22 protein-coding genes and 3 pseudogenes are annotated in these 24,088 nt (G+C 61.4%); 13 read left to right on the top strand and 12 right to left on the bottom strand.

What is annotated here, in order from left to right; all coding sequences use genetic code 11:
• The 3 genes from ACVWXC_RS08740 to ACVWXC_RS08730 form a co-directional block, all read left to right on the top strand.
• A partial coding sequence (locus tag ACVWXC_RS08740; RefSeq protein WP_206336879.1) for a transposase occupies nt 1-179 on the top strand: 179 nt, incomplete at its 5' end.
• Between the two features lie 321 nt (nt 180-500).
• Complete coding sequence (locus ACVWXC_RS08735) at nt 501-1,142, top strand: DUF3038 domain-containing protein (protein WP_011428992.1); 642 nt, start codon at nt 501-503, stop codon at nt 1,140-1,142.
• A gap of 39 nt (nt 1,143-1,181) precedes the next feature.
• On the top strand, nt 1,182-2,072 hold the full coding sequence (locus tag ACVWXC_RS08730) for a DUF4335 domain-containing protein (RefSeq protein ID WP_011428993.1): 891 nt from the start codon (nt 1,182-1,184) through the stop codon (nt 2,070-2,072).
• Nucleotides 2,073-2,092: 20 nt separating this feature from the next.
• Here ACVWXC_RS08730 and ACVWXC_RS08725 read toward each other — a convergent pair whose 3' ends face one another.
• Nucleotides 2,093-2,233 carry a hypothetical protein gene (locus tag ACVWXC_RS08725; RefSeq protein WP_168173324.1) on the bottom strand — a complete coding sequence of 47 codons (141 nt, stop codon included), beginning with the start codon at nt 2,231-2,233 and terminating at the stop codon, nt 2,093-2,095.
• A 184-nt stretch (nt 2,234-2,417) separates the two neighbouring features.
• Nucleotides 2,418-2,779, bottom strand: a pseudogene (locus ACVWXC_RS08720) (YccF domain-containing protein).
• Between the two features lie 228 nt (nt 2,780-3,007).
• On the opposite strand from ACVWXC_RS08720, the gene chlP reads away from it, so the two are divergent.
• Nucleotides 3,008-4,228 (top strand): geranylgeranyl reductase, encoded by a 1,221-nt coding sequence (gene chlP / locus ACVWXC_RS08715; protein ID WP_099884389.1) that lies wholly within the window; start codon nt 3,008-3,010, stop codon nt 4,226-4,228.
• A 6-nt stretch (nt 4,229-4,234) separates the two neighbouring features.
• Here chlP and ACVWXC_RS08710 read toward each other — a convergent pair whose 3' ends face one another.
• Entirely contained in the window at nt 4,235-5,080 is an 846-nt protein-coding gene (locus ACVWXC_RS08710) for a hypothetical protein (RefSeq protein WP_457392166.1), read from the bottom strand.
• Nucleotides 5,081-5,440: 360 nt separating this feature from the next.
• Between ACVWXC_RS08710 and secD the strand changes: the two genes are divergently transcribed.
• Nucleotides 5,441-6,787 (top strand): protein translocase subunit SecD, encoded by a 1,347-nt coding sequence (secD, locus tag ACVWXC_RS08705; protein WP_457392163.1) that lies wholly within the window; start codon nt 5,441-5,443, stop codon nt 6,785-6,787.
• Entirely contained in the window at nt 6,784-7,779 is a 996-nt protein-coding gene (secF, locus tag ACVWXC_RS08700; protein ID WP_011428997.1) for a protein translocase subunit SecF, read from the top strand. The genes secD and secF overlap by 4 nt, the downstream gene beginning before the upstream one ends.
• Before the next feature lie 38 nt (nt 7,780-7,817).
• Here the strand turns inward: secF and ACVWXC_RS08695 are convergent, their stop codons facing one another.
• Nucleotides 7,818-9,650 carry an FAD-dependent oxidoreductase gene (locus ACVWXC_RS08695; protein WP_457392176.1) on the bottom strand — a complete coding sequence of 611 codons (1,833 nt, stop codon included), beginning with the start codon at nt 9,648-9,650 and terminating at the stop codon, nt 7,818-7,820.
• 672 nt (nt 9,651-10,322) lie between these two features.
• Between ACVWXC_RS08695 and ACVWXC_RS08690 the strand changes: the two genes are divergently transcribed.
• From ACVWXC_RS08690 to ACVWXC_RS08680, 3 genes and pseudogenes are all read left to right on the top strand, one after another.
• Nucleotides 10,323-11,660 (top strand): UDP-N-acetylmuramoyl-tripeptide--D-alanyl-D-alanine ligase, encoded by a 1,338-nt coding sequence (locus ACVWXC_RS08690; protein WP_457392160.1) that lies wholly within the window; start codon nt 10,323-10,325, stop codon nt 11,658-11,660.
• 97 nt (nt 11,661-11,757) lie between these two features.
• Entirely contained in the window at nt 11,758-11,979 is a 222-nt protein-coding gene (locus tag ACVWXC_RS08685; protein WP_011429000.1) for a DUF3134 family protein, read from the top strand.
• A 353-nt stretch (nt 11,980-12,332) separates the two neighbouring features.
• Nucleotides 12,333-12,805: pseudogene (locus ACVWXC_RS08680) on the top strand (fasciclin domain-containing protein).
• A 107-nt stretch (nt 12,806-12,912) separates the two neighbouring features.
• Here the strand turns inward: ACVWXC_RS08680 and ACVWXC_RS08675 are convergent.
• On the bottom strand, nt 12,913-13,155 hold the full coding sequence (locus ACVWXC_RS08675) for a hypothetical protein (RefSeq protein WP_041438020.1): 243 nt from the start codon (nt 13,153-13,155) through the stop codon (nt 12,913-12,915).
• 312 nt (nt 13,156-13,467) lie between these two features.
• Between ACVWXC_RS08675 and menD the strand changes: the two genes are divergently transcribed.
• Complete coding sequence (menD, locus tag ACVWXC_RS08670; protein ID WP_457392157.1) at nt 13,468-15,261, top strand: 2-succinyl-5-enolpyruvyl-6-hydroxy-3-cyclohexene-1-carboxylic-acid synthase; 1,794 nt, start codon at nt 13,468-13,470, stop codon at nt 15,259-15,261.
• Here the strand turns inward: menD and miaA are convergent.
• On the bottom strand, nt 15,185-16,207 hold the full coding sequence (miaA, locus tag ACVWXC_RS08665; protein ID WP_011429004.1) for a tRNA (adenosine(37)-N6)-dimethylallyltransferase MiaA: 1,023 nt from the start codon (nt 16,205-16,207) through the stop codon (nt 15,185-15,187). The two genes, menD and miaA, sit on opposite strands and share 77 nt — an antisense overlap.
• Before the next feature lie 118 nt (nt 16,208-16,325).
• On the opposite strand from miaA, the gene ACVWXC_RS08660 reads away from it, so the two are divergent.
• The gene (locus tag ACVWXC_RS08660) at nt 16,326-17,180 is read left to right on the top strand and encodes a hypothetical protein (protein ID WP_457392153.1); all 855 of its coding nucleotides are present in this window, start codon (nt 16,326-16,328) and stop codon (nt 17,178-17,180) included.
• A gap of 157 nt (nt 17,181-17,337) precedes the next feature.
• Here ACVWXC_RS08660 and rpe read toward each other — a convergent pair whose 3' ends face one another.
• Nucleotides 17,338-18,048, bottom strand: a complete 711-nt coding sequence (rpe, locus tag ACVWXC_RS08655; RefSeq protein ID WP_011429006.1) for a ribulose-phosphate 3-epimerase — start codon at nt 18,046-18,048, stop codon at nt 17,338-17,340.
• Between the two features lie 159 nt (nt 18,049-18,207).
• A complete protein-coding gene (locus ACVWXC_RS08650; RefSeq protein ID WP_011429007.1) occupies nt 18,208-18,393 on the bottom strand; it encodes a hypothetical protein in 186 nt (61 codons plus the stop codon).
• 147 nt (nt 18,394-18,540) lie between these two features.
• Here ACVWXC_RS08650 and ACVWXC_RS08645 point away from each other — a divergent pair, with 147 nt between their 5' ends.
• On the top strand, nt 18,541-18,951 hold the full coding sequence (locus ACVWXC_RS08645; protein WP_011429008.1) for a VOC family protein: 411 nt from the start codon (nt 18,541-18,543) through the stop codon (nt 18,949-18,951).
• Nucleotides 18,948-20,534: an NAD(P)H-hydrate dehydratase gene (locus tag ACVWXC_RS08640; RefSeq protein ID WP_099812615.1), complete on the top strand. Its 1,587-nt coding sequence runs from the start codon at nt 18,948-18,950 to the stop codon at nt 20,532-20,534. The genes ACVWXC_RS08645 and ACVWXC_RS08640 overlap by 4 nt, the downstream gene beginning before the upstream one ends.
• Here ACVWXC_RS08640 and ACVWXC_RS08635 read toward each other — a convergent pair.
• The 4 genes and pseudogenes from ACVWXC_RS08635 to ACVWXC_RS08620 all read right to left on the bottom strand — a co-directional run bounded on the left by ACVWXC_RS08635 (nt 20,531) and on the right by ACVWXC_RS08620 (nt 23,928).
• Entirely contained in the window at nt 20,531-21,361 is an 831-nt protein-coding gene (locus tag ACVWXC_RS08635; RefSeq protein ID WP_457392173.1) for an undecaprenyl-diphosphate phosphatase, read from the bottom strand. The two genes, ACVWXC_RS08640 and ACVWXC_RS08635, sit on opposite strands and share 4 nt — an antisense overlap.
• Before the next feature lie 203 nt (nt 21,362-21,564).
• Nucleotides 21,565-22,107, bottom strand: coding sequence for a DUF2808 domain-containing protein (locus ACVWXC_RS08630; RefSeq protein ID WP_414390185.1), 543 nt, complete (start codon nt 22,105-22,107; stop codon nt 21,565-21,567).
• Nucleotides 22,108-22,357: 250 nt separating this feature from the next.
• Nucleotides 22,358-22,543, bottom strand: coding sequence for a photosystem II reaction center protein PsbZ (psbZ, locus tag ACVWXC_RS08625; RefSeq protein ID WP_011429012.1), 186 nt, complete (start codon nt 22,541-22,543; stop codon nt 22,358-22,360).
• A 118-nt stretch (nt 22,544-22,661) separates the two neighbouring features.
• A pseudogene (locus ACVWXC_RS08620) lies at nt 22,662-23,928 on the bottom strand (RNA-guided endonuclease InsQ/TnpB family protein).
• Nucleotides 23,929-24,088: the final 160 nt, after the last annotated feature.

Below are 24,088 nucleotides of genomic sequence, written 5' to 3'. Positions count from 1 at the left end.
TGAACAACCTGAAAACAGTCTCCAGCCGGTTGATTCGCAAAGAGTTCGCCACAGAGGTGGCACGGTTCTACAGCAAGCCTGTATTTTGGACAGGGGCCTATTTTGTTGCCTCTTGTGGTGGGGTCACCGTTGAGGAGTTGAAGAAGTATGTCGAGCAGCAGGCAACGCCCAGATTGTGAGACTCAGGGGCATTGAACCCCTTCGTCTCACCGCCTATCCCCCATCCCGCCAAGCTGCGCTGTGGCGGGAGTACCCCGGAGGTTCTGATGGGTTCGTTGCAAAAACAACAACTGACCCAGAACAACTCGGTCTGACTTCTAATCTGGTTGGGGAACTCTCAAGAAGCGAGAAAGAGCGGGACAATGCCCAGCGCCTGCCGGATGTCGTCATCCAAGCCCTTGGCAAGGGTCAGAATCAAGCGCAGGAGGGATCCGGTTGCAGGTTTGCCCCAGACAGGAGATCATAGAGTCCTATCAAAGCAAAAAGCTCCCATTGACAGCGTGACGGTGGAACCTAAGCAGACTCAGCTAGACCCTCGGCCCGCCGGCCTCACCACAGCTACCGGAACCATCAAAGCCCAGTTGGATTTGCTGTTGCTGGGGCTGGAGTCCCTGAGCGGAGAAATTTCCGAGGCGGTTCTGGCTGCAGCCAAAGCCCTGAACTTGGAAAAGCAGATCGGCGATCGGGTGGCTCTCTGGCGGCTGCGCAACGCCAACCCTCTGCGCCGCAGCAGCGGTGGGCGAAAAGAAGTCGATATCGAAGAGGCGCGCGCCCTGGTGCTGGTGATTGCTCATCTGGCTGCTCAGCAGCAGGCCCGTATCCGCAGCACCTTGGAGCAACTGGAAGCTGCTGTTGAACAGGAGCTCAGCCCTTTCCGTCAGCCACTGGTGGGCGACTATCTAGATGAGTTTATCTCCCACTACCGCAGCCGCATGGTGGATGGGGATGTGCGTGACGAGAACAGCCTCGCCGAGCTGGCTCTGCGCATCTTGATCGAGCTGATGTTTTACAGCAGCCCAAGAGGGGCCCAGCGTCTATGGAAAGCCCTGCTCAACCGCCCTGAGATGGATCTGCCCGCCGGCAGCGACGAAGAAGGGGAGGTAGCCCATAGCTCCGGATCGGATGCTTTGCCCTCTTCCTGAAATAGGCTCCTTGCTTGTGTTGTTTGCCCGCCAGTTGCCATGCCCAGTCTCACCCTTATCAGTCATACCTATCAACAGCCCACCTCGACCCTCACGGTGCGGGGAGAGGCACCTGGCCTGCCCGAAGCTGCCGAGGGTTCCTCAACGCCGCCCCTGCGAGCCATCCAGCAGAACTTCGAGTGTCAGTTGGAAATTCGCCAGGGGGAGACCACCAAAACTCTGCAGGGGGACAGTGTTTGGCTCAGCGATTTGATCGCGGTGATCGACCGCTACGTCGGATCCCAGCTCAGCGGCGCGCCCAAGGGAACCTTCAGCGGTACTGTGGCCATCCGTCCGCTGGATTTTATTTTTCATCGCCTCACGGTGCGCCAAGGGGAGAATCAGATTGCCCAAGTGGATCTGTCGATGACCCAGTTGTACGACCTGTTGGAGAACCTCTCTCAGGTGGCCGATGACATTCCCCAACTGGCCAGCCTGGGAACGCCGGTAACGCGGGCTTGGTATCGACAGCCTGCCGGGATCGCTGCCCTGCTGGTGGGAGGGATCGCCCTGGTGGCCGGGGTCGGGATCTGGGCCAGCCGCACCCCGGAGAAGAGGGCTCCCACTGCTTTCAACTCGGCCCAGGAGCAGCTCACCGCGCCGGAAGCCTCTGGAGATCCTCTGCTGCGGCTGCAAAACACCCTGGCCCAGCAATGGCAGTCTCCTCCCGATTTGCAGGAGAGCTTGATCTATCGAGTAACGGTGGATGCGGCGGGATCCCTGCTGGCTGCCGAGCCGGAGAATGAGCTGGCCCGGGAACGCCGCGCCGAAACTCCTCTTGCCGACCTGCCGGAGTTGCCGCCGGATCCCTTGCCGACGGGTGCCAAACAGTTCCGCATCAGCCTAGGGCCAGAGAGCCGGGTAGAAGTGACCCAGATAGAGCCCCTCTGAAATCCGGGCTGAGGAGAACGTCACTCCAGACAGATGACCGGCCCCTCTGTGCCACACTGCTCGCCGTGCAGCCACTCTTCCTGGGGATCCGATTGAGCCAAAGACATAGCCGCCAGGAGAGCCAAAGCAGCGACTACCCCCGCGAGCCAGATGCTGCGCATGGTTTTCTCCCCATCTGCGATGAGTTCAATCTCTCGCTTTTCCGCCCGTGTCTTGGTGACCGGATGAGAGGTTCGAAGGCGATCCAAATCACAGTCAACGGCTGGCCGCTCGCCCTCTCCCCTTGCCGTCGCGGTAGAGTTTGGCAGTGATCTTAATCTGCAGGGATCCCCACTTTGCCCTCTTTCAGCGCAGATCCCGGCCAAAAGGCAACAAAGACGGGATGACCAGCTTCAGGTGCTGTTTGGCAAAGGGGATCCCAACGACGGTGACGGCCAGGATCACAGCCCAGAAGAGGTGGTTGAGCACCAGGGGCCAGCCGAAGAGCAACAGCCAGATCACGTTGAAGATCAGCAGCAGCGGGCTGTTGGCAACTCCACCACTTCTTTGCCGAAGGGGGCAAGCACTGCAAACCCCAGTTTGATGCTCTGCCAGCCAAAAGGAATGCCGATGATGGTCAGGCAAAGGCTTAGCCCCCCCAAGATATAGCCCAGACTGGTCAGCAACCCCCCGAAGATCAGCCAAATGATGTTGCCAATTAAGCTCATGATTCAGAACCTCTAGCGCTGAGCCCGGACTGCAGGGCAGGTTTCCGCTCCCCGCCCCCTGGACAAGCAGACGGGGCGGACCCCTTTTTATTGTTCCCATCGCCAAAGCACGTTCCCTTGAGCCTCGCCCAACTGCAATACTTCGTCAAGGTTTGCAACGCTTTTGGGGAGCTGTGGTAGGATGCCTGCTGTCTGACGAGCCGATCTACTTGCAGCGAGGAGAGCGCCTTGAGCCTGAGAGTTGCTGTTGTTGGGGGTGGCCCAGCCGGAGCCTCTGCCGCCGAAGTTCTAGCCCAAGCCGGAATCGAGACCTTTTTGTTTGAGCGGAAGCTAGACAACGCCAAGCCCTGCGGGGGCGCTATTCCCCTCTGTATGGTCTCAGAGTTCGACCTCCCTGAGGAGATTATCGACCGCAAAGTGCGCAAGATGAAGATGATCTCCCCTTCCAACTACGAGGTGGATATCGCCCTCGAAAAGGAAAATGAGTATATCGGCATGTGCCGCCGCGAGATCCTGGATGCCTTCTTGCGCAACCGCGCTCGCCAAAAAGGGGCGGAGCTGATCCACGGCAAGGTGATGCATCTGGAAATCCCCCAAAATGGCCGGGATCCCTACATCCTGCACTACAGCGATTTTTCCGACGGCTCAAATCGGGGAGTACCCCGTTCGCTGGCGGTGGATCTGGTGATCGGGGCAGATGGCTTTCACTCCAAGGTGGCAGAAGCCATCGGTGCCGGCGACTACAACTATGCTCTGGCCTTTCAGGAGCGGATTCGGCTCCCGGACGACAAAATGGCCTACTACGAGGAGCGGGCAGAGATGTACGTGGGGGACGATGTTTCTCCGGACTTCTATGCCTGGGTGTTCCCCAAGTGCGACCACGTGGCGGTGGGCACCGGCACCATGAAGGCCAACCAAGCCCAGATCCAAAAGTTGCAGGCCGGGATCCGCGCCCGCGCTGCCGAGCGGATTCGGGGCGGCCAGGTGATCAAGGTGGAAGCCCATCCGATCCCAGAGCATCCGCGTCCGCGCCGTGTGGTGGGTCGGGCAGCCCTGGTGGGAGATGCGGCAGGCTATGTAACCAAGTCCAGCGGCGAGGGGATCTATTTTGCCGCCAAGTCGGGCCGCATGTGCGCCGAGACCATCGTCGAGACCTCCGAGGGCGGGAAGCGCATCCCCAGCGAAGAAGATCTCAAGCTGTACCTCAAGCGCTGGGATCGCCAATACGGCCTAACCTACAAGGTTTTGGACATTTTGCAACGGGTGTTCTACCGTTCCAACGCCACCCGCGAGGCCTTTGTGGAGATGTGCGCTGACCGGGATGTGCAGCGGATGACCTTTGACAGCTACCTCTACAAGACGGTGGTGCCCATGAACCCTTGGGTGCAGTTCAAGATCACGGTTAAGACTCTAGGCAGCCTGCTGCGAGGGAACGCCCTGGCACCTTAGGGATCCCTACTGCCACTGGAAGGTGACGGTGACCCGATCCCAATTGGCATCGGTTTTCAGAACCCTAGCAGAGGCGCGTTGTCCCGGCGGCACGTCGCTGGGTTCAAACGCGACCACCCGCGTCTCCACCACCTCCTCTCCCCGGTAGAACGTGAAGCGAGCACGAGCGTTGAGGACGGTGCGGGTGCTGCGGTTGATCGCCTCTACGCTCAGGCGGCTGCCAGCCCCCACCCGTTCTTCCTGAATCGAGCCCACGATCACGAAATCTCCCGGGTTGGGTGCAGATTCGGCGGCAGCAGTCGGCGTTGGGCTGGCCGTCGGTGGGGCCGTCTCGGCCTGGCCGGGATCGGGCTGCTTCAAGAGCGCCAAGACGCGGGCCAGCTCCTGCTGAAAGAAGACAAAGGCTTCCCGCGATTGGTTGGCCACCTGGGCCAAGATCAGCCGATCCGAGTCTTCCAGGGGGATCTCCAGGAGGGGGGCCGGCCCTTTGAGGGCGACCCGAATGCTGGCGACTTCTTGGTTGATGAATTTATCCAAGTAGGGAAAGATGTTGAGAATGCAGTCTTGAAAGGATCCCATTGGCATAACGCGATTGTTCGTCAGCACTAAGTCGGCTCGCTCACAGCTAGTTCGATCCTCCATATCGATTTCCAGCGGCACCCGAAAAGATCCCAGGCTGGTGTTGGTGATGGTGACGTTAATGCCGTCCACTTCCTGCCGCCAGCCGTGGATGATCTCCAGGCTAGGGCTGGTCACTTCCTCGGTGAAATACTCTCCGGCCCAGGCGGGGGATCCCCATAAAGCTAGGGCCGAGAGCAATCCAGGGAGATAGTAAGTCCGTCTCCAATTCACCTCAACTTTCCCTCCTTGAACTCGCAGATGTCGGGGTAGAGCCAAACCGCACCCAGATGTTGCCTGCTGCCCCGAGATGGCAATAGCCTAGCCCCAGGGCTAGCACAAACCAAGAGGAGACAGCGTTGGTTTAACGGCTTTCAACCTTCTCCTTACTCGGCTCGGCAGCCGAGCGCCCATCTTCTGAGAAACTCGCGGTTGTCTCTGCAGCAGCTCCCCAGAGACCCTACTTGGACGCTCCTGCCGCTGCCGTTTTCCGACTTGTCAGGTGAGGGATCCCGTGTGCGATAGGATCAAAAGGTGCCAAAATCCTGAAAGCCTCGGATCGAGTGCGCCCGTGTTCCTCACCCTTTCAGCAGTATGGCCAGATCTCCAGCTTTGTGGCTCAGTCGCCTCGCTGTTCTGCGAGGGCTGATCTTTATCTTGGCGGTGGTGGTTGCTCTCGTCTACTTGGGCTTCAGCCGCGAAGTTCGTCTTGGCCTTGACCTCAAAGGGGGGACGCAGCTCACCCTGCAGGCTTTGCCCACGGAAGAGGTGCCTGAGATTACCTCTGAGGTGATGCAGGGGGTAGAGGCGGTGATCCAGCAGCGGATCAACGGCCTGGGGGTGGCCGAGCCTCTGGTGCAGATCAGCGGCCAAGATCGCCTGTTCGTGCAGCTGCCGGGGGTGGCAGATCCCGATCGGGCCATTGCTCTTTTGGGCGATACGGCCCGGTTGGAGTTTCGCAAGGGCCTGGTGCCGGTCAGTGCCCTGCCCCGCAACGAGCGGGGAGAGATAACGGCGGGGGAGGATCCCGACGCCCTGTTTGAACGGGTCGGCCTCACCGGCGATCTGCTGCGCAACGCCTATCCCCAAGCCCCCCGCCGCGGATCCCAGACTTGGGAAGTGTTGCTGGAGTTTAAGCCGGCAGGGGCAGAGAAGTTTACTCAGCTCACCCGCGAGTTGGCCGGAACAGGGCGCCCGATTGGCATTTTTCTGGACGACGTGCTGATCAGCGCGCCAATTGTGGGGCCGGAGTTTGCCCGCACCGGCATTACCGGCGGGACGGCGGTGATCACGGGCAATTTCACAGTGGAAACCGCCACCGATCTGGCGGTGAAGCTCAAGGCGGGGGCGCTTCCCGTTCCCATTCGCGTCATTGAAAACCGCACCGTCGGGGCCACGTTGGGGGAAGAGAGCGTGCGCCGCAGCCTCTATGCTGGCATTGCCGGCCTGGTGCTGGTTTTCGTCTTCATGGTGGTCTACTACCGCCTGCCGGGGCTTGTTGCCGATATCGCCCTCCTCATCTACGCCCTCTGTACGTTTGCTCTGTTCCAACTGCTGGGGGTGACCATGACCCTGCCCGGGATCGCCGGCTTCATCCTCAGCATCGGCATGGCGGTGGATGCCAATGTGCTGATTTTCGAGCGCATCAAAGAGGAGCTGCGGGCCGGCAAGTCCATCTACAAGTCCATCTCGGAAGGGTTTAACCGCGCCTTCAGCAGCATCCTCGACAGCAATGTCACCACCCTTTTGGTCTGTGGCGTACTTTTCTGGCTGGGGATGGGGCTGGTGAAAGGCTTTGCGGTAACCCTGGCCATTGGCATTTTGGTGAGCTTTTTCACGGCCATCACCTGCACCCGCACGCTGCTTTTGGCGGCAATGGGGATCCCCGCCCTGCGCAAACCTGAGTTTTACGGCGTTCGCATGGAGGCGGCTCAATCATGACAGCTCAAGAGCTATCCCCCACCGATCCGGCGGTGGGATCCCGGCGGTCGCTTGACTACCGCTTCGACATCGTGGGTCGCAGCAGGCTGTGGTTTAGCTTGTCTCTGGCAGTGTTGCTGGTGGGGCTGGTCAGCATGGCTTTTTCCCTGGCCTCTCTGGGAACCCCCCTGCGGCTGGGGCTGGATTTTGCCGGCGGCACCTTGTTGGATCTGCGTTTTGAGCAGCCTGTCACCACCGACGAGCTGCGGCGGGCTCTGCAGGAACATGACCTGGGAACCAGCATCATCCAACTGGACACCCAGACGGGCCAAGAAGCCCTGATCCGCATGCCCCCTTTGACGGAGCAGGAGCGCCTGGCGGTAGAAGCCACGCTGCGGCAACAGATAGGCCCTTTTGAGCGCAAGCTGGTGGAGACGGTAGGCCCGACGGTGGGGCGTCTGCTCTTGCGCTCCGGCCTTGTGGCGGTGCTCATCTCCTTTGGGCTCATTGTGGTGTATCTGGCCCTGCGCTTCCAGTGGGATTACGCAGTGTTTGCCATTGTGGCCTTGCTGCACGATGTGGTGCTGACAACAGGTCTGTTTGCCCTTTTGGGCCTGACGGTGGGCATGGAGGTGGACAGCCTGTTTTTGGTGGCGCTGCTAACCATCATTGGCTTTTCCGTCAACGACACAGTGGTTATCTACGACCGCATCCGGGAAAATCTGCGTCTGGTCAGCCGCAAGGTCAGCTTTGCCGAGGTGGTGAACCTGTCGTTGAACCAGACTTTTGCCCGCTCTTTGAACACCACCCTGACGACGATGCTGCCCCTGGTGGCCATTGCCATTTTTGGGGGAGCCACCCTGAAGGGGTTTGCCATTGCTTTGCTCATCGGCTTCAGCTTGGGGGTTTATTCCAGCATCTTCATCGCCAGCCCCCTGCTGGTGTGGTGGCGGCAGCGGCGCTATGGCGCCAACAGGGATCCCAATCCCCTGCCTTCCGGCGCAGAGGGGTAGGATCTTCCCTAGCCCAGGGGTAAAGCGGCGGCAACGGCCTACCAGTGCAGTCGCTGGCCGTAGGCAACCAGGTAGCGCTGCAAATCGGCCATTTTGCCCTGGGGCACGATCTGGGCTGGGGTCAAGCCGGGATCCTGGCTGCGGAGCCAAGCCACGGTCAGCCCCGCTGCCGAGCCAATGGTCCACTCGCCGTAATGGGTGCGGGTGGCGGCGTTGACAATGTGGCTGGCGGCGATCCCCTTGCCGCCGATGAGCAGGTTATCCACCTTCTGGGGGATCAGGGCCTCTAGGGGGATGACGATGGGGCGGACGGAAAACTCGTTGACCGGCGCCGAGCTGGCCGACAGGGAAGGCTCCCAGTTGCGGTAGCGACAGCCGTGCATGTCGATGGCGTAGTGGGTGATCCCAACTGCTGTGGGGCTAAAGTCCCGTCCCCCGCTGGCGCCGACGCGAATATCCTGCTCCAGCATCAGGAATTCCGCCTGGCCGTAGGCGGCCCGCCCCAGGATACGCCGCCCCTCCCGGATGTAGGGGTAGAGGCTGAGGCCGGAGCGGGTGCCCAGCAAAGACTCTTCGCCAAACAGCAAGGAGAGGGGATAGCCGGCGCGGGACTGGGTTTCCATCAGCCATTCGGCAAACAGCAGGGCGTGGTTCTCCCCATCTTTGATGGCCGAGACATCCAGCCCCCCCAGCCAGTTGTGGCGCTGCCCTGAGGCCAGCAGCCGCTCTTCCGTTAGGATTAGGGGTGGGTTCATGATCCCCCAGTCGTTGCCGCGGTTCCAGTTCACCAGGGTGAGATCGCCGGGAAGCGGGGTGCCGTAAAAGGGATCCGTGCGGCCTTTGCTGACGATGCGGCGGTAGTTGAAAAAGCTCTGGCCGCTGAAGGTGGGAAACCCCTCCAGGTCGAACTGGCGGCGGTGCTCGGCGCGGGAGTAGCCCGGCTGCAACTGGGCCAGCTCGGCGCGGGAGCGCCCGCCGTCGTCGTGGATGGCCAGCACGAAGGGAAAAGTGAAAGCCTGGGTGCACTCCGGGTTGCTGGCCGGGGCGGCGTTGGGCTCCCCGGTTAGATCTCGCCCTTCTGAGCCCAGCCGGTAGGGGATCCCGGCCCAGCCCACCAGCTCGCCGGTGTCGGTGGCGTCGATCACGAACAAGGGGCGGCCCGGCGGCGCCTGCAGCCGCAGCACCCGCTTGGCAAAGACTTCCGTCTCCTGCCAGCTATACCAGCTCACCAATTCCCGCCACAGCCGCCCCGGCGGCACAAAATCGGGATCCCGCGGCTGCCGCTGCACCGCGTAGATGCTCTCGAGGCGGGAGCCGTCGGCGCTGAAGGTGGCCCCCTTAAAAGCGGTCTGGGTGGCCCAGCGACTGTGGGAGGCGCTGCGGGCGGCCTGTTGCAGCCAGGTTTCCACCGCCTGCAAACCAGCCTGGGGCGGAAAACACAGCCCCCCTACCCAGCAACTGTTGATTTCGGAGACACGGGTTCCCGGCGGGATCCCTGTCCAGGCGGGCAGATGCACCGGCTGGCTTTCGATGAGGGCCTTAAACTCCAGCCAGTGGCGGGAAAAATTGCCCCGCTGCCGCATGGGGAGCGACTCGTCGATGGCTGATACCCCCTGGGAGGTGATCTGGCCCCCCAGCCAAGGGGTGAGCTCGATGAGACAGGTTTGCACGCCCCCCCGCATGGCCTGGCCTGCCGCCGCCACGCCCCCCAGGGATCCGCCCACCACCACCAGCTCGCACTCCCAGATCTCGTCCGGCTGGGGCAGGGGATCCAGCAGCGGCCAGCCGTGGGCCGTAAAACGGGGCACCTCCGGCTCTGGAGCGGCGACGGGCGATCCCCCTTCCGGCTGGGAGAGGGCGGCAAACCCCATCCCCGCCACAAAGCCCAGCAGCGACAGGATCCCCAGCCCCAGAGCTTGTTTGCGCCTGAGTTGCTGCCGCGCCGCTGGGATCCCCTTACCGGCCGTCTTCACCTTAGTTTTGCCTCACACCCCAAGCTTTCTTCCGCAATGCTAGCGGGAGAACCCCTCTTGAGAATAGCTGATGAATAAGGCCCCCTTGAATGGCTGCGGGTGGCTCCGGATCCCCCAGATGGAAGTGCCGGACAAGGGGATCCAAGCAGGTGAAATCGGGCATAGGCAACCGTTGAGCCCTGGATGGCAAGGGCTGGGTCGTTGCCTGGCGTTGGATTGGGCTTTTGTTGGTATCCTACGCGATAGCCGGTCTGATACATTTACGCTGAACACTGCTGAACATCACTGTTCAACTATGCAGCGATAGCATTCTGCTTGTTTCCATTCGCGTTAGCGGGACGGAGTCCAAACAGAATGGCGGTATCCCGCAAAGCTTTGAGTAGAATACCCAAAGCGCAGTTTCCGTGTCGTCTTACTACCAATTTTCTGCTTTGCTTTGGCTACCATGTTGGCAGACTCGAAAGTAAACAGAAAGATCAACTGGTAGTAATCCGTACTGAACATATTATACATCATTTTCAGTATAGTTGAGCTTATTATTGACTAGAGTCATGCTCCGACTGCTGCTCCATGCTGACCTTGCAAACTGTGGCCGACCTGCTGCAAGCCCCTTTGCAGGGAGATCCCCACCTCTTGGGGTTGCCGGTTCAGGCCCTCTGCACCGACAGCCGCCGGTTGCAGCCAGGATCCGTTTTTGTGGCGCTGCGGGGAGAACGCTTCGACGGGCACGATTTTATTCCGCAAGCCCTGAGCAAGGGGGCCGTTGCTGTCATCAGCCAGCGGCCGGTGGAGAGTCCCCACTTCCAGGTTCCCGATACCTTGACTGCCTATCAGCGCATTGCCAGAGCCTGGCGGGAGCAATTTTCCATCCCGGTAGTGGCCATCACCGGCTCAGCAGGCAAAACCACCACCAAGGAAATGCTGGCGGCTGCTCTTTCGCGCTACGGCAGCGTTCTCAAAAGCGAGGCCAACCACAACAACGACATTGGGGTGGCGCAAACGCTGCTGCGGCTACAACCAGAACACCAGTTTGCCGTTCTGGAGATGGCCATGCGCGGCCCTGGTGAGATTCGCCGCCTTGCACAGATGGCTCGCCCCACCCATGCCTTGATTACCCACATCGGCACCGCCCACATCGGCAGGCTGGGATCCCGCGAGGCCATTGCTGCTGCCAAGTGTGAGCTGCTGCAGGAGTTGGGGCAGGGGATAGCTGTGCTCAATGGTGAGGATCCCTTGCTGTTGGCCACTGCCGCCAGCCTGTGGTCGGGAAAAACCCTCACCTATGGCCTCGCCCAAGGGGACTTGCGAGGAGAATGGGATCCCCAAGCCCAAACCGTAACCGTGGAGGGCTTGACCTTGCCGGTGCCCCTGCCAGGAAGGCATCACGCCCTTAACTGGATGGGGGTGCTGGCGGCTGTGCGCAGCTTGGGTCTGAATTGGGAGCGCCTGCAAGAGCCCCTTGACCTACCGCTGCCTCTGGAGGGGCGCAATCGCCATCTCAAGCTGGCTGGGGACGTGGAGATTTGGGATGAGACCTACAACGCCTCGCCGGAAGCGATGATCGCGGCTTTGCACCTGCTGGCTCAGACTGCGGGAAAACGGCGCTGGGCCATCCTCGGCCCAATGCGGGAACTGGGAGAGCATGCCCCACAGCTCTACGCAGAGGTGGGTCGGGCGGCTGCCTCCTTGAGACTGGAGCGGGTCTGGCTTTTGGATCCCGACGGGGAGATGCAGCCACTGGTTGACGAAAAGCCAGCCGCCGAGGTTGAACGCTTTGAGGAAGCTTCTGCCTTAGTGGAGGGTTTGCAGCAGCAGGTGCGGGCAGGGGATCGACTGCTGTTTAAGGCGGCGCGAGCCGTCGAGCTGGAGCGGGTGCTGCACCGCTTTTTGCAGGCTTGGCAGGGATAAGCTAAGCTAAAGGACAGTCGATAAGTGGCGCCCTATCGAGGCCATCGACCCGAAGCTTGCCCACACCTTCTTCACAGCTGCACTTCTTCTGGACAGCATGTACCACAACCCTTCTCTGCGGGAAGAACCTCGCGATCAGCCTCCAGTAGTGCTGCCCCTGCCCGGTAGCATTTCTATCCTCGACTGGTTGCGCCAGGAAGGCCGGCTGATCGAGCAGCCTCTTGAAGTCCCTGAAGCTGTTTTGGAAGAAGACATCGACGACATCGACGATTTGATCGGGGACGACTACGACGAAGACTTCGAGGCGGAAGAAGAGTAGGCATGCCTGCTGAGATCGCCAACTCGTTTACCCCTCTGCCCAGCACCGCAGAGGTGCCCACTTTGGCGATGCCAATGGAACGCTAACTTGAACAAACAATGTAAACAAACGTAACGATCCCTCAGCCTCAAGGGATCCTCATCGGGCGTGTTTTGGATGGTTCACCGCCATCCCGCGATGATTGTTGCAAATCTAACCTCAGCGGAGAGTAGCCTTGTAAGCCTTGTCAAAAAGGTATTTTGGGGTAGTAGAAATATCTTTTTCGGGGACTTTTTGCGATTTTGAGGAACCCGAGCTCTATCCCGTCCGTCACATAGAAATGTGAACCTACTCTTCACGGAGGGTTACATTGCATGATTCGCAATCTCTTCGCTCTCTCCTTGGCTGTTGCCTCGGCCACCACGTTGGTTGCAGCCCCTGCGGTCATTGCCGGCAGCCACGGCGCGACTTCTGAAAGCGTGAAAACCGCTGCCCCTGCCAGCAAAACCATAGTAGATGTTGCTGCCGAGGCCGGCTCTTTCACCACCTTGATCCAAGCCTTGGAAGCTGCCGACTTGGTGAAGGTGCTCTCCGGGGAAGGCCCCTTCACCGTTTTCGCTCCCACCGATGAAGCTTTTGCGGCGCTGCCGCAAGGCACTCTAGAGGAGCTGCTGCAGCCGGAAAACCGCGAGAAATTGACCCGGATTCTCACCTACCATGTGGTGCCCGGCAAAGTCCTCTCCACGGAGTCAAGGTCAACGATGCCAAAGTGACGCAAGCAGACATTGAGGCCTCTAACGGCGTCATCCACGTCATCGACAAGGTGATCCTGCCCCCGCAAAGCTAACTTGTCGGTGCTAAGGCTCTAGATCCCAGGGGGGTCTAGTCCGGCCCCTGCCCTCAGGGGTGGGGGCTTTGCGTTGCAACCCAGCCCGGCGACCCTGGCCTTGAGCTCTACAGGTCGATGCCGACGCTGGAAGTGTAGATCGCCTCCACCGACACGCCGGACACCCGCTGCGGACGCACGATCATGTACTCGTTGTCCATTTGCTTGGGCAATGTGATGAACTCGTCCCCACCCACCATCAGTTGGTTGATCAGCTCTGTGTATTCTCTAGCTTCCTTGACCCGTACCTGCATGGTTTGTCCACCTTCGAGCATGATGTGGACAAGGTATCCATCGGGTTTTCTGGCCATGGGTGCTCCTATTGGGTGCAGCGAAGGTCGATAAGGGGCGTTCTCATGAACATTATTCCCCCATCGGAGAGGCCTGGCCAACCCTTGCCCCCGCCAGGAAATCTGGAGTTGCGGCGCGACCAACCGACTTGAGGCAGTTTCCCGGGCGCCTCCCCGGCCCACAGCTCCCCTCCCAAAAAGAGAGGAAAGGCGAAGGAAGGCCAAAGCAAGTGGTTCCCCTGCGATTGGGGATGGCTATAGATTACTAGGATGTGCCTATTTTGGGCTTCCTACCCAACTTGCTCGATCTCCCCGCTGGCTGGGATAGCTGGAGTGACTGGCGCAAACTCCCTTCAACGGCTGGACTGGCGCAACCTCAACACCCTCTGGGGATCCGTTTTGGCCGAGACCTTGAGCCGGCTGGGTTGTCGGGTGGCCGTGGTCTGTCCAGGATCCCGTTCTGCCCCCCTCACCTATGCCTTAGCCCAGCACCCTGAGATCGAGGCCATTCCGGTGCTGGATGAGCGGTCGGCGGCCTTTTTTGCCCTCGGCTTGGCCCAGCAAACTCGGCAGCCCATCCCTCTGGTGTGTACTTCCGGCAGCGCCGGCGCCCATTTTTTCCCTGCTCTCATCGAGGCGGCAGAAAGTGGTTGGCCCCTTTTGGTGTTGACGGCGGATCGGCCGCCGGAGCTGCGCCACTGCCGCGCCGGGCAGACCATTGACCAGGTGAAGCTCTACGGCCACTACCCCAACTGGCAGGCGGAGCTGGCCCTGCCCAGCGCCGACCTGGAAGCTCTGGCCTACCTGCGCCAAATGATCATCCACGCCTGGGAGCGTGCTCTCTACCCTTTCCCGGGTCCGGTGCATCTCAACGTGCCTTTGCGGGATCCCCTAGCTCCCGTTGCCGATGGCAGCACGGCGCCGCTGGTTCATTTGCAGGAAGATCCGGAGTTTGAGAAGACCTTTTTCCGCGGGGTTATCTCCCCATCTGGCCTGGTCACCCCGGCTGGCGGTTCTGCATTCGCGTCAACAGCTTCCTTTTGGCGGGAGTGGTGCAGCTGTGAGCGGGGGGTGATCTTGGCAGGGCCGGCCCAACCGGCAGACCCCCAGCGTTATGCAGAGGCGGTGGCCCGCTTGGCGCTGGCCCTGGGCTGGCCGGTGTTGGCGGAGGGACTCTCCCCTTTGCGCAACTACGCTTCCCTCAACCCCTACCTCATCACCACCTACGATTTTCTCCTCCAGGGAGAGCAGCCCCATCTTTGGCCAGAGCAGGTGATCCAACTGGGACCCTTGCCCACCAGCAAGGCCCTGCGGCAAGCCCTGGCCCAAGCCCGACCCCGCACCTGGCTGCTCGATCCCCGGGCCCAGAACGCCGATCCCCTCCACAACCCCACCACCCACTTGCCCTTTGTCGTGGAGGAGGTGGCGGCAGGGATCCCGGCAGGCAAGGCCAAAGCAACCGCTTTTCTACAAACCTGGCTGCGGGCGGAAGCCAAAGCTCGGGCTGAGCTGGATCGGCTGCTGGCTGACCTGCCGGAGTGGTTTGAGGGCAAGCTTGCCTGGTGGCTGGCCCACCACCTGCCGCCGGAGACGCCGCTATTTATTGCCAACAGCACGCCGGTGCGGGATGTGGAGTGGTTTTGGCCACCCAACGACCGCCATATCCGGCCTTATTTTAACCGCGGCACCAACGGCATCGACGGCATCCTCTCGACCGCCTTTGGGGTGGCCCATCGCCAGCGCCCGACGGTGGTGCTGACCGGGGATCTGGCCTTTTTGCACGACTGCGGTGGCCTGCGTCTTGCCCAATGCCTTCAGGGATCCCTGACGATTCTTCTCATCAACAACCAGGGGGGCGGCATCTTCGAGCTGCTGCCCATTGCCGAGGCGGGCCCACCCTTTGAGCCCTACTTTGCGACTCCCCAGGCGGTGGATTTTGCCCTCCTCTGCCAGGCCCATGGCATCCCCCACCGGCGGATAGAGACCTGGGAAGAGCTGGCCCAGGCTTTGGATCCCTTGCCCGCCCAAGGGGTGCGGGTGTTGGAGATCCTTACGGATCGGCGGGCGGACGCGCGGCGACGGCAGGAGTGGTTCCGGCGCTGGTCTGAGCTGCCATCCACGCCGTAACCCGCTTCCAGATCTGTTCGGGCAGATCCTCGGCCTCGCAGTCCAGCCACTGGATCCCTGGCATGGCCCGAAACCAGGTCATCTGCCGCTTGGCAAACTGGCGGGTGCGCCGCACAATCAGAGGCTGCAGCTCGGCTGCCGGGATCCGCCCTTCCAGGTAAGCGCCGATCTCCGCATAGCCCAAGGTCTGCAAGAGGGGCAGGTCTGGGCCGTAGCGCTGCCGCAGCGTTTTTACCTCCTCAATCCAGCCTGCCGCCAGCATTTCTGCTGTGCGCCGGGCAATGCGTTGTTCCAGACGGGGCATTGGGCAGTGCAACCCCAAGAGCAAAATGGGGTAGTCAGGAGGATGGGCCTGCCGCAGGTAGGAAGCCGGCTTCCCAGTGGTGTAGATGATCTCCAAAGCCCGCAGGGTGCGCACTTCATCATGAGGGTGAATCTGCCCCGCTGCCACAGGATCCAACTGCTGCAGCCAGGCGTAGCGGATCTCGGGCGGCCACGTCTCCAGTTGAGCGCGCAACTGAGGCTGGGGGGGAACTGCCGGGATCCCTAAGCCTGCCGTGATCGACTGAATGTAGAGCCCTGTGCCCCCCACCAGAATAGGAGTCTGTCCCTGCCGATGGGCTGCGGCAATGCGCGCCTGGGCCGCCTGCTGAAACTCGGCCACTGTATAGGTGTGGCGGGGATCCACAAAGTCAATCAACTCGTGGGGCCAGAGGGCCCGCTCGGCGGGAGTGGGCTTGGCAGTGCCGATGTCGAACTCCCGGTACACCTGACGAGAGTCGGCGTTCAACAGGGGGGATCCCAGCCGCTGGGCCAACAGCAGCGCCTGGCGCGACTTGCCGGTGGCCGTGGGGCCAGCGATGACGACAAGCCCCGGCCTTGCAGTCGAGGAGGGGGAGGGAGGTTCTCGACAGTCGCGCCCATTTGGAGACCGGTTTTGATCCATCCGCCGGCAAGAAAGTTCACCCAGGGCAGCAGATTAAAATTTTCAAAGAACCTTAGCGCTGTGGCTAGAATAGAACATCCATAGTCTCTATCGTCTTCCCAGCTCTTCGAATTTCCCCGTGATCTCATCTTATGTCCCTGCTTCCGTTGCCATGTGGGGCGGGGCACGGCCTCGGTTTAAACTGCCCCTTGTCAAACTGCTTTTCCTGTTGCTGCGGGCCTCGGCACGGCTAGGTCTGGCCGGCCTTGGCAGAGCCCTCGGAGCAGGAATCCTGGCGGCGTTGCTGGCGTGGGAACCGCGCCCTGCCTTGGCAGAGGTTTTGGTGCTCAAGCAGGGAGAAGTGCGAACTTTGCCCCTATTGCAAACAAGTGCCCGGCTGCCCCTGCAGATGGAAATGCTCTATTTGGGCATGGTGGAGGAGCGCTTCTTGAGCTACGCCCGCGCCAACAATTGGGAGACTATTTCCAGCGACCGGGAGGATCCCCGCTGGAGCCGCTGGCAACTGCGCCCGGGCGGTGAGGCCCTTTACCTGCCGGATGCCCCTTCGTCGCGGGATCCCTTAGAGCCCCCCCTCTATGCCCGTGGGTTTTATGTGGAGGCCTACTTCATGGGCGGGCGGCTGGCGGGGATGCACCTAATTGACAATCCAGAAGAGCCGGGCTTCAATTTAAGGCAACTGCAAAGGCTTGTTCGCGCCTGGTTCCCCGATAATCGCCTGATGGTGTACTACCAGGTGCTGCCGGAGGATCCGGACCAGCAGGTGCTGGGCGCCTACTGGGGCACTGTCCCTCCCCCTTACCTTGCCACCATTCAGCGCAACAGCCGCCTGCCCTTCTGCCAGACCTTTTTCAGCCCCACTTCGCCCCAGCCCATCACGCCTCCTTCCACACCTCCCCATTGCCTAGTCCAGGCCGCCGGTGAGGACGGTACCGTGCCTTTGGCTGCCCAGAAGAAGACCAACGCTCTGCGCTAGAATTTCGAGCCCATCCTCCCACCAGAAGGGATCCCTGCCGCTGAGCCGTGGCCCTTCCCAATGGGCTGAGGGTGAGGAGCGCCAGGCCTTCTCCCCTCTCTTTTGCGCCTTGGCCTGAGAGGAGTCCAAGGGCAGGGTTTTCCCAGATCAGCTCAAATCAAACCGTTACCAGCTCGGGGCGGCGGCTGTGGCGAATGGCACGAATGGCTTCCCCGTAGTCCTTGGCCTTGAACACGGCTGAGCCAGCCACGATGGCGTTGGCCCCCGCCTCGATCACCTGCCAGGCGTTGCTGGCCTTGATGCCGCCATCTACTTCAATCCAGGGATCCAAGCCGCGCTCGTCGCACAGGGCTCGCAACTGGCGAATCTTGGGCACCACCGCCGGGATGAAGCTCTGCCCGCCAAAGCCAGGGTTGACACTCATGATCAACACCAGATCCACCAGATCCAGCACGTACTGGATCAGCTCCAGGGGGCTGGCGGGGTTGAGCACCACGCCTGCTTGCTTGCCCAGATCCTTGATTTGGCCGAGGGTGCGGTGCAGGTGAATGGTGGAGCTGGACTCGGCGTGAACGGAGATGATATCGGCCCCCGCCTTGGCAAAGTCGGCCACATACTTCTCCGGCTCCACGATCATCAGGTGCACGTCCAGGGGCTTGGCCGTAACCGGGCGCAGGGCTTCTACCACCAGCGGGCCGATGGTGATGTTGGGCACAAAGCGGCCATCCATCACATCCACGTGGATCCAGTCGGCCCCTGCCTCGTCCACCGCCCGCACTTCTTCCCCCAAGCGGCTAAAATCGGCTGAAAGGATGGAGGGGGCGACGACGATCGGCTTTTGCCCAGAAGCTGCTGACGGCTGAGTCATGGTGAGTATCCAAGTTGTAAACCGCAAAATAGGGGAGCTCGCTCCTCTATGGTACGGAGTTTGATCCCCTTTGCAAACTGCCTCTTGGCTCGGAGCCTAGGGTTGCAGGGGAGAGGTGGAGCCAGCACTGGCCTCGACCCACCGCCATCCCCGGAAAACTTAGGCCAGATGTCCCCAGAGATCCGGTGGCTGCGCGTTGCTCTGAGGCTCTGGAGCAGCCTGCTCTGATGGAGCCGGGTTCACCTCTTCTTCCAGCCGCAGGGCCAGCTGCTGCAACTGCATATAGATGCTGTTGACAGCCAGCATGGCCAAGACGGTGCCGAAAAACTTGGTGCGGGATCCCATAGACCAACTCCTGGGTAAGAACCAAGATAGGACAAAGGTACGTTCCTCGCCGCTGCCCTAGCTCCAACTTAGCGCACAGGCGGAGCAGGCTCTTGGAGAAAATATGGTTTCCCTCGACAGATGCAAGAACTTTCCCGGAGCAATGTCATGACCGCCTCCCCAAAGCCCGCCTACCAGCACCTGCACACCGCCCTTTGGGTCAGCGATCTGGCCAGGGCCGAGCATTTCTACGGCACGGTGCTCGGGATCCCCAAGGCAGAACGGTTTCCCTTTGACTTTCCCGGCGCCTGGTACCAGGTGGGGTCTTCGCAGATTCACTTGATCGTCACTGAGGAGCCGCTTGACCAGGGGCAGCAAGCCAGTCGTGGCAGCAGGGCGAAGTGGGGGCGCCTTCCCCACGTGGCGCTGGGAGTGGAAGATCTGGAGGCGGTGAAAGCCCGCCTGCTGCAGGCAGGCTATGAGGTGCAGCCCAGCGCTTCCGGGCGGGCGGCTGTGTTTGTCCGCGATCCGGATGGGAATGTAATCGAGCTAAGCGCCATTGGCGCAACTGAGCCATGAACCCTCTCCCCCCAGCGATACCGCCTGTAACACCAGCGCGGCGTGGCGATAGGGATCCCCGCTGCCAGTTCGACCCGGCCACCGCCCTGGTCAGCGCGGCGCAGATGCAGCGCCTTGAGGAGGAGATCTTCGCTGCCGGCATGCCCGTGGCCGCCCTGATGGAAAAGGTAGGGCTGGCCGCTTTTGCCCAGTTGCGGCAGGATTTCCCCCATGCGCAGCGCATCGGCATCCTCTGCGGGACAGGGCACAACGGCGGCGACGGCTTGGTGGTCGGACGAGAGCTGCGGCTGGCCCAAAAGGGGGTGAAGGTTTGGCTGGGCAAGCCAGATCTCAAACCCCTGACCGCCGAGCACGCCCGCTACCTCAGGGCCCTGGGGGCGGAGTTTGTGGAGCGGGTGGAGGCGTTGGCCGACTGCGACCTGCTCATCGACGCCCTCTTTGGCATTGGCCTAAACCGGCCCCTGGGGGATCCCTGGGCGGAGGCGGTGGAGTGGGCCAACGGCAGCGGCATTCCCATCCTCAGCCTGGACCTGCCCTCCGGCCTCAACGACCAGACAGGCGAGATCTGGGGCTGCTGCATCCGCGCCAGCTACACCTATGCCCTGGGCCTCTGGAAGCGGGGCCTGTGGCAGGAGGCGGCTCTGCCTTGGGTGGGACGTCTGCGCCGCCTCGATTTCGGCATTCCCCCTTGGGCCTGGCCGGAGGTGGAAGTTCCCCAGGTGTTGCTGCACCCCTGGCCCCATTTCCCCCCCGATCCGCCTTTGGATACCCACAAATACCGCCAGGGATCCCTGTTGCTGGTGGCGGGATCGACAACCTATGCCGGGGCGGCGGTGTTGGCCGGGCTGGGATCCCGCGCCAGCGGCGTGGGCATGGTAACCCTGGCGGTGCCGGCAGAATTGAAAGGGCTCGTCCACAGCGCTTTGCCGGAAGTCTTGGTTCACGCCTGGGAAGGGATCCCCTCCCTGCTGGCCGAGAAACCCTTTCAGGCGGTGGCGGTGGGGCCGGGCGTGGGAGAAACCCGCCGTCTGCTGCTGGAGATCCTGCTGCAGGATTGGGCCGGGATCCCTTGGGTGATCGACGCCGATGGCCTCAACGCCTTGGCGGAAATAGGGGTGGAGCGCTTGCCAGAACACAGGATCCAAGCCATCCTCACCCCGCACCTGGGGGAGTTTCGCCGGCTTTTTCCGCACCTCCCGCTTTCAGATCGCATGGAGGCAGCCCAGAGAGCAGCAGCCCAGAGCGGGGCAGTAGTGGTCTTGAAGGGGGCGCGGACGGTCATCGCCTCTCCTACGGGGGAATGCTGGGTCAACCCGGAAAGCACACCGGCTTTGGCCCGCGGCGGCAGCGGCGATGTTCTGACCGGCCTGATCGGCGGCCTGGTGGCGCGCAGAAGGGCTCAACTGGGTCAGTCGATGGGGATCGCGGAGCTGCTCAGTTGCGCCTGTGCGGGGGTGTGGTGGCATGCTCAAGCAGCCATCCATTTGGCGGGGGAACGGGGTCTAACGGGCGTGGATCCGGCCCACCTGGCGGAGCACCTGCCGAAAGCGCTGCGGATTCTGCGGCAACAAAAGCCCACTTAAGGTTGCAAAAACCCCAGGGCCAGCCCCAGGAAAATGAACAGGCCAAAACCAATCCGATAGACAATGAACACCCAGGTGCTGCTGCGCTGCAAAAATCGAATTAGCCAGTCGATGGACCCGTAGGAGAAGACAAAGGCCGAGAGCGTCCCCAGCCCCTGCGACAGCAGCGCCTCTGTCCTGAACTCGGAGACGAACTCCTCTACCCCGGCCAAAAAGAGGGCCGGGATCCCCAGCAAGAAGGAGTAGCGGGCGGCAGCCGAGCGCTGCAAATCGAGCAACAGAGCCGCCGTCAGCGTCACACCAGAGCGGGATACCCCTGGGATCAGGGCCAAAGCCTGGGCCAGCCCCACCCAGAGCCCATCCCCAATGCCCAGGCTGTGCAGATCGCGCCGGCGCTTCCCCACCCGTTCTGCCCAGCCCAAAGCCAGGGCCAAGCCGATGGCGGCGGCGGCAACCACCCACAACTGCCGGGGCGGGGATCCCCAGATGGCCTTGACGGCCCAGCCCGCTATGACAATCGGCAGCGTTCCCACCAGGATCCCCATGAGCAGCCGCCAAGACTCCTCCTGGAAATCTCGCTTCTGCCAAGCCTTCCAGGAGCCGAGGAGCAACTGGCGCAGGTCAGAAGCAAAGTAGATCAACACCGCTCCCAGGCTGCCCAATTGGATCACCGCCGCAAAGGAAGCCCCCGCATCCGGCCAGCCCAGCAAAGCTGGAAACACCCGCAGGTGCGCCGTGCTGCTGATGGGCAGAAATTCCGTGATCCCTTGCACCATGCCCAAGACCAGGGCCTGCCACCAGTTGGGATACCAGATATCGGCCAGCACCAAAGAAAGCCTCTCCCAGTACGCCAGGCTACTGTCTGGAGGGGAGTTTCCCTCACCCCCAACCCCTCTCCCTTAGGGAGAGGGGAGATAGAGATGCCGCAGTACCTCACCAGCCTTGCCCTGTCTCTGAAAAGGGCTACGCCCGAAACCCCCTGTTCAGGGATCCACTCTCAAAACTCTCCCCCGCTCGAAGGGAGCTGCCCTTAGAAAGTGAGCCGCTCCGGATCGTCGATGGTGATGAGCCAGTTGCCCACATTGCGGAAGAGGGGGTTGGGCTCTGTCCCCCGTACCCGCGCCTCTACCCGGTAGATGCCGGCAGCGGAAGGATTGCGCACATTGGAGAGCACCAAGCGGATCTCCTGGCCGGCGGCAATGGGCTGACGGGCCACCACCTCCAAAGAGCGAAACTCCTCGTTCCAGTACACTTCCGCCAGCTCCACCGGCTTGCCCTCCACCTCTAGGCGCACGTTCTCCGGGTCGATGACGGCATCGAAATTTCTATCCCCGTTGATCTGCACCTCTGCCACCGCCACGTTCTGAGGCGGGATCGTCAGGCGATAGCGATCCAACCGACCGCGAATGCCGCGAAAATCCAGCCGGTAGCTGAGGACAGGTACCCCTTCGCTGCCGGTGATCACCAGGCCCGACTGCGCCGCTGCCGAAGGGGACAGCACCCCTACCAACAAGCCTGCCAAAATCAGCCTCGTCCCCAGCCGGGCCAAGCGGAGGCTCCACGAACGCTTCACTGCTCTCAACACCCAAACCTCCCAAAAGACATCAGTGTAGGCACAACTTGCCGCTGACCTAGGGAGCAGCAAGGCCATGAGATTAAATTAAATTGCTATCCATCGTAAGGGGTGGGATCCCTTCTACCGAGAGCGCTCAAGGCCCACGCGGGTGCGGAGATGCGCAGTTTTCCCCGCCCCCAGAACCTTGCAGTCGCAACCCTGATGCTCTGCAACGTCCAGGAGCCTGGGGGATGGGCGTCGAAGGATATCACTTAAAGAAACTAAGTACCCCCACCCCGATCACCATCAGCACCCAGAGCAGGGATCCCACCAAAATCACATTCTTGGCCCGGCTCCAGTCGCTGGCCGAGCTGAAGAGCACCGGCACCGCCACCACCAACAGCAAGCTGTAAAGCACCAACACCAACAAAGCAATTTGGAAAATGAGCATCATGGTCTGGATCCCTCACAAAAGTCTTGTCTTGGATAAAAGCTCCCGACAACACCGGGCTGCCCAACCTGATCCGGCTCGCTGCGCACCGGCGGCAGGGTAGATAGGATAACGCTGTAAACTACCCGGCTCCGACCGCCCCCCCTTCCAGCCCCCCAACCCCCCGTATACGGGGGGCAGGGGGGCGGGGGGATTGAGGGGGGTACGGAGCGGGCTTTTGGTAGCCCTGCAGCTGGCAAGCCAACCACGAACCCCCCTCTTGTCCCCCCGCATGCGGGGGGATGCAGGGGGGCTGGTTTACAGCGACCCCCAAAAGTGCAATCCCGTTGGCACCGTTCAAATCTGCATCCTCTTCCCAACCACAAGCCGGGTTCACACAGCGAAAATGCTTCCCTTCCCGTTGCCCAATCCACAGGCAGGCAGGTCTGCGAGCTGTAGGCCGGCGAAACCACCACAACCTTCACCCCTGCCCGCATCGCCTTGTAGTGCACAAACTGCCGCAACTGGTAGAACGCCCAACTGTTTGCCCGCCGCCGCTCCGTCTTGCTGCGCGGCTGCCGGTTGACCCGCTCCCGGATCCCGGTCAGGTCTTCCAAGGCAATAAAACGGTGAGTGGCCAGTGCCCTAGCAACAATCGACTTGGAGATGCAGTGGTTCACCCAAGTTTGAAAGCGTCTCTCCCGACCAGACAGCCGTTGCAGCAGTTGCTGACACCGACGTCGTGTACTGCGTGTGCCCTTGCTGGCCTTGCGTTGGAGAACCCCTCTCAAACGGGAGTAGTGGTCTCTGACCTGGTTCAACTGCTGTCCATTCCAGTTATCTCCCTCAGAGGTGTGGGCAATATCTCTCCTACCCAAGTCCACACCAATGGCCTTGACGGCGTGCTCCGGCTCCGGCACCTCAGACTCCACGCCAATCTGGATGGAGTAGGAGCCGCCTTGGCGCTTGACCAACGTGGCTGCTTTGGGATTTGAACCCGCTAGCAGGCCGCGCTGGTAGTGACCTATATCCAGTTCAAAGCGTTCCCGTCCCTCAACGGTGGTCAGCGACACCGTCCAGTCCTTCTCACGGAACGAGAAGATGCGGGCATCGTAGGTAACAAAGCCAGACTTGAACGCCTTGACTGGACGGTTTTTCTGCTGGGCAACCTTGCGGGCACCGGCTAACCTTCTGCACACCTGTTGTGCCAGGTTGCTGGATAGTCCGAAGCGGGTACGAATCTCGCGGTAGCAGAGAGATTGGAGCTTGACGGCGTTGACTATCTTCTCTGGTGTGTTCTCATTCACGCAGTTCAGTGCCTTTGCGAAGGCATCCAGGGTCGCATCCAGCTTGGCGGCTTGCGACACAGACACCTTGAGTTTGCAGGAGATAGTCAGGACTTGGGCCATGTCACGATTATACGTCGTCCGCATTCCTCCCGACCCTGACCGGCACGGCCCCCGGCCCCCCAGTCCCCCCGTATACGGGGGGATATAGGGGGGTACAGGGCGGGGCTCCTGCGGTTTCTAGCTGACTATACCAAAACTGGGATCCCTCTTTTGGCCATAT

The organism is Thermostichus sp. OS-CIW-20 (assembly GCF_054061455.1).
Note: the sequence above shows the minus strand (reverse complement) of the source record. Positions and strands in the feature narration are given on the sequence as shown.

Excerpts from the sequence above, each read along its gene's own strand:
- ACVWXC_RS08730 (WP_011428993.1), top strand. The coding sequence starts at position 1,182 with ATGCCCAGTCTCACCCTTATCAGTCATACCTATCAACAGCCCACCTCG.
- ACVWXC_RS08725 (WP_168173324.1), bottom strand. The coding sequence starts at position 2,233 with ATGCGCAGCATCTGGCTCGCGGGGGTAGTCGCTGCTTTGGCTCTCCTG.
- secD (WP_457392163.1), top strand. The coding sequence starts at position 5,441 with ATGGCCAGATCTCCAGCTTTGTGGCTCAGTCGCCTCGCTGTTCTGCGA.
- secF (WP_011428997.1), top strand. The coding sequence starts at position 6,784 with ATGACAGCTCAAGAGCTATCCCCCACCGATCCGGCGGTGGGATCCCGG.
- ACVWXC_RS08695 (WP_457392176.1), bottom strand. The coding sequence starts at position 9,650 with ATGGGGTTTGCCGCCCTCTCCCAGCCGGAAGGGGGATCGCCCGTCGCC.
- ACVWXC_RS08690 (WP_457392160.1), top strand. The coding sequence starts at position 10,323 with ATGCTGACCTTGCAAACTGTGGCCGACCTGCTGCAAGCCCCTTTGCAG.
- ACVWXC_RS08685 (WP_011429000.1), top strand. The coding sequence starts at position 11,758 with ATGTACCACAACCCTTCTCTGCGGGAAGAACCTCGCGATCAGCCTCCA.
- ACVWXC_RS08675 (WP_041438020.1), bottom strand. The coding sequence starts at position 13,155 with ATGGCCAGAAAACCCGATGGATACCTTGTCCACATCATGCTCGAAGGT.
- miaA (WP_011429004.1), bottom strand. The coding sequence starts at position 16,207 with ATGGATCAAAACCGGTCTCCAAATGGGCGCGACTGTCGAGAACCTCCC.
- rpe (WP_011429006.1), bottom strand. The coding sequence starts at position 18,048 with ATGACTCAGCCGTCAGCAGCTTCTGGGCAAAAGCCGATCGTCGTCGCC.
- ACVWXC_RS08650 (WP_011429007.1), bottom strand. The coding sequence starts at position 18,393 with ATGGGATCCCGCACCAAGTTTTTCGGCACCGTCTTGGCCATGCTGGCT.
- ACVWXC_RS08645 (WP_011429008.1), top strand. The coding sequence starts at position 18,541 with ATGACCGCCTCCCCAAAGCCCGCCTACCAGCACCTGCACACCGCCCTT.
- ACVWXC_RS08640 (WP_099812615.1), top strand. The coding sequence starts at position 18,948 with ATGAACCCTCTCCCCCCAGCGATACCGCCTGTAACACCAGCGCGGCGT.
- psbZ (WP_011429012.1), bottom strand. The coding sequence starts at position 22,543 with ATGATGCTCATTTTCCAAATTGCTTTGTTGGTGTTGGTGCTTTACAGC.